We start from the raw sequence: 3,788 nt of genomic DNA, 5'->3' as shown, positions 1-3,788 counted from the left end.
ACGATCGACGCCACGGACAGCCCGGCTGTCACGCTCGGTTCCCTCCGGCGTGACGAGGGCGGTGCCGACCGCCTGGCCGCCTCGCTCGCCGAAGCCCACACGCGCGGCGCCGAACTCGACTGGAAGGCCCTCTTCCCCGGCGCCCGCACCACCGTCGACCTGCCCACGTACGCCTTCCAGCGCGACCACTACTGGATGGTGGCCCCCGACGACGACACGGACGGCGGCGATGCCGCGCGGACCGTGGACGAGGTCGAGGCCCGCTTCTGGGAGGCGGTGGAGCGCGAGGACCTGGAGCAGTTGACGTCCACGCTCGTCGACGTCGACGAGCGTTCGCTGGGCGAGGTGCTGCCGGGACTCGCGTCGTGGCGTCGACAGCGGCGCGAGCGGTCGACTCTCGACGGCTGGAGCTACCGGGTCATCTGGAAGCCGCTGTCGGGCGGGCTCCCGACTCCTGCCCTGTCGGGCCGCTGGCTGGTCGTGGCACCGGAGAGCGCCGGGAGCCACGCGTGGGCGACGGGCACCGTCGAAGCGCTGACGCAGGCCGGTGCGGAGATCCTCGAACTGAGCCTGTCCGTGGAGGAGTTGACGCGCGAGGTGCTGGCCGCTCGCCTGCGTGCCCTCGTCGGCGATGCGGGGCTCTCCGGTGTGGTCTCGCTGCTCGGCTTCGAGGAGTCGGAGCACGCGGGGCACGAAGGGGTGCCCGCCGGGCTTGCGGGCAGCCGGGGTCGGTGCGCGGCTGTGGGCGGTGACGTCGGGTGCGGTGTCGACCGGTCGCAGTGATGTCCTGGAGTCTGCGTTGCAGGCGCAGGTGTGGGGTATGGGCCGGGTCGTGGCGCTGGAGCACCCGGACCGCTGGGGCGGGCTGATCGACCTGCCGGAGTCGTACAACACCCGTACGGGCTCCCGGCTCGCCGCGATCCTGACCGGAGCCGGCGACGAGGACCAGCTCGCGGTGCGGGGCACCGGTGTCTTCGTAGGCCGGTTCGCGCACGCCCCGGTGGACGCGGCGGGCAACGGCACCGAGCCGAAGTGGACGCCGCGCGGCACGGCACTGATCACCGGCGGCACGGGTGCGATCGGCGGGCACGTGGCGCGCTGGCTGGCCCGCGAGGGCGCCGAGCACCTCGTACTGACGAGCCGTCGCGGTCTCGACGCTCCGGGCGCCGGTGAACTGAAGGCGGAACTGGAGGAGTTGGGGGCCGAGGTCACGGTCGCGGCGTGCGACATCGCCGACCGTGCGGCGGTTGCGGGGCTCCTGCAGGAACTGGCCGCCGACGGGCACCGGATCCGCTCCGTCTTCCACGCCGCCGGTGTGAGCCCGGCGCACACGGTCGCGGACATGTCCGCCGCCGACATCGCGGAGGTGTTCGGCGCGAAGACGGCGGGCGCCGCGCTCCTCGATGAGCTGGTGGCTGGCGAAGACCTGGACGCTTTCGTCCTCTTCTCATCCAACTCCGGTGTGTGGGGCGGTGGCGGCCAGGGTGCGTACGCGGCTGCCAACGCCTACCTCGACGCCCTCGCGCAGCGGCGCAGGGCCCGCGGCCTGACCGCGACTTCGGTCGCCTGGGGCGCTTGGGGCGGCAGCGGCATGGCGGCGGCCGAGGAGGCCGAGGAGCACCTGCGGCGCCGTGGTGTGACGGCGATGGCGCCGGAGCGTGCGGTGGCCGCGCTGGCGCGGGCGGTCGCGTACGACGAGACGTTCCTGGCCGTCGCCGACGTGGACTGGGAGCGCTTCGCGCCCTCCTTCACCTCGCTGCGGCCGAGCCCCTTCATCGGCGACCTACCGGAGGTGCGGCGTGCGCTCGCCGAGCCCGAGGCGACGGCCGACTCGGCTACGCACGGCTCCGGTGCGGGCTCGGAGTGGGCCGAGCGCCTCGCGGGCCTGGCCGAGCGGGAGCAGGAGCGGCTGCTGCTCGGTCTGGTGCGGGGCCAGGCTGCCTCGGTCCTCGGCTACGCGGGCGCGCAAGCCGTCGAACCCGGGCGTGCCTTCCGCGAGCTGGGCTTCGACTCGCTCACGGCGGTCGAGGTACGCAACCGGCTCGCCGCCGCGACCGGCCTGAAGCTGCCCACCACCCTCGTCTTCGACTACCCGACCTCGGCCGTCCTCGCGGGCTACCTGCGGGCACAGCTGGTCGGCGACGACGCGAAGCCGACGGCGATGACGGGCGCGGCCGTGGTTCCGGCCGGACGGGCGGCGGGCGCCGAGGCCGACGACCCGATCGTCATCGTGTCGATGAGCTGCCGCTACCCCGGCGGCGCCACCAGCCCCGACGCCCTGTGGCGGCTGGTCGCCGACGGTACGGACGCCATTTCCGGCTTCCCCGACGACCGCGGCTGGGGCTCCGACACCAGCTCCGCCGACGGCACGAGCTTCGCCGCGCAGGGCGGATTCCTCTACGACGTCTCCGAGTTCGACGCCGCCCTGTTCGGCATCTCGCCGCGCGAGGCCCTGGCCATGGACCCGCAGCAGCGGCTCCTCCTGGAGACCTCCTGGGAACTCTTCGAACGCGCGGGCATCGCGCCGTCGAGCCTGCACGGCAGCAGCACCGGTGTCTTCGTCGGTGCCTGCTCCCAGGGCTGGGCGGCGGGCCTGGCACACGCGCCGGAAGGCGTCGAGGGCTACCTCATGACTGGCGACGCCACCAGCGTCATCTCCGGCCGCCTCTCGTACAGCTTCGGCCTCGAAGGCCCGGCGGTGACCGTCGACACGGCCTGCTCGTCGTCCCTCGTTGCCCTGCACCTGGCCGCGCAGGCGCTGCGCCAGGGCGAGTGCGACATGGCCCTCGCAGGCGGCGTGACCGTGATGGTCAGCCCCGCTGCCTTCCTCGAGTTCAGCCGCCAGCGCGGCCTGGCAGCCGACGGCCGCTGCAAGCCCTTCGCGGAGGCCGCCGACGGCACCGGCTGGGGCGAGGGCGTCGGCCTGCTCCTCCTGGAGCGGCTGTCGGACGCCCGCCGCAACGGCCACGAGGTCCTCGCGGTCGTACGCGGCTCCGCGATCAACCAGGACGGTGCGAGCAACGGCCTCACCGCCCCCAACGGTCCGTCCCAACAGCGCGTGATCCGCGCCGCGTTGGCGAACGCGGGCCTCACGGCCGGTGACGTCGACGCCGTCGAGGCGCACGGTACGGGCACCACGCTCGGCGATCCCATCGAGGCCCAGGCCTTGCTCGCGACGTATGGACAGGAACGGCCCGAGGACCGCCCGCTGTGGCTGGGTTCCATCAAGTCCAACATCGGGCACACCCAGTCCGCCGCAGGCGTCGCCGGTGTCATCAAGATGGTGATGGCGATGCGGGAGGGTGTCCTGCCGCGGTCACTGCACGTGGATGAGCCGAGCACCCACGTCGACTGGTCCGCCGGCGCCGTCGAACTCCTCGCGGAGGCGCACGACTGGCCCGAGGCCACGCGGCCGCGTCGCGCGGGTGTGTCGTCGTTCGGTGTCAGCGGCACGAACGCCCACGTGATCGTCGAGCAGGCTCCGGTGGCGGAAACAACCGAGCCCACCAAAACGGACGTTCCAGCCGGCGCGCTTCCATGGTTGGTGTCGGGCCGGAGCGCGGACGCCCTGCGCGCACAGGCCGACCGCCTGCGCGAGCACTTGGTGACACACACCGACGCCGACCCGGTGAACGTGGGCTGGTCACTGGACACGGGCCGGTCGCCGCTCGAGCATCGTGCTGTTGTTCTGGGCCGGGGGTCAGGACAGTTCCTGTCCGGGTTGGAGGCTTTGGCTTCCGGTAGTGGTTCGGGTGTGGTGTCGGGGTCGGTGGTCGAGGGCCGTCTGG

The 3,788-nt window shown here is 73.2% G+C and carries 1 protein-coding gene and 1 pseudogene; both read left to right on the top strand.

The features are described 5' to 3' along the window. Window positions 1-783 (top strand): annotated as a pseudogene (locus ADL01_RS44780) (polyketide synthase); the annotation flags it as partial. A 37-nt stretch (window positions 784-820) separates the two neighbouring features. Next, a partial coding sequence (locus tag ADL01_RS18590) for a type I polyketide synthase (protein ID WP_159049567.1) occupies window positions 821-3,788 on the top strand: 2,968 nt, incomplete at its 3' end.

Source organism: Streptomyces sp. NRRL WC-3618, assembly GCF_001280005.1.
GTDB lineage: Bacteria > Actinomycetota > Actinomycetes > Streptomycetales > Streptomycetaceae > Streptomyces.
The sequence above is the reverse complement of the archived record's forward strand: the minus strand, read 5'-3'. Positions and strand labels throughout refer to the sequence as shown.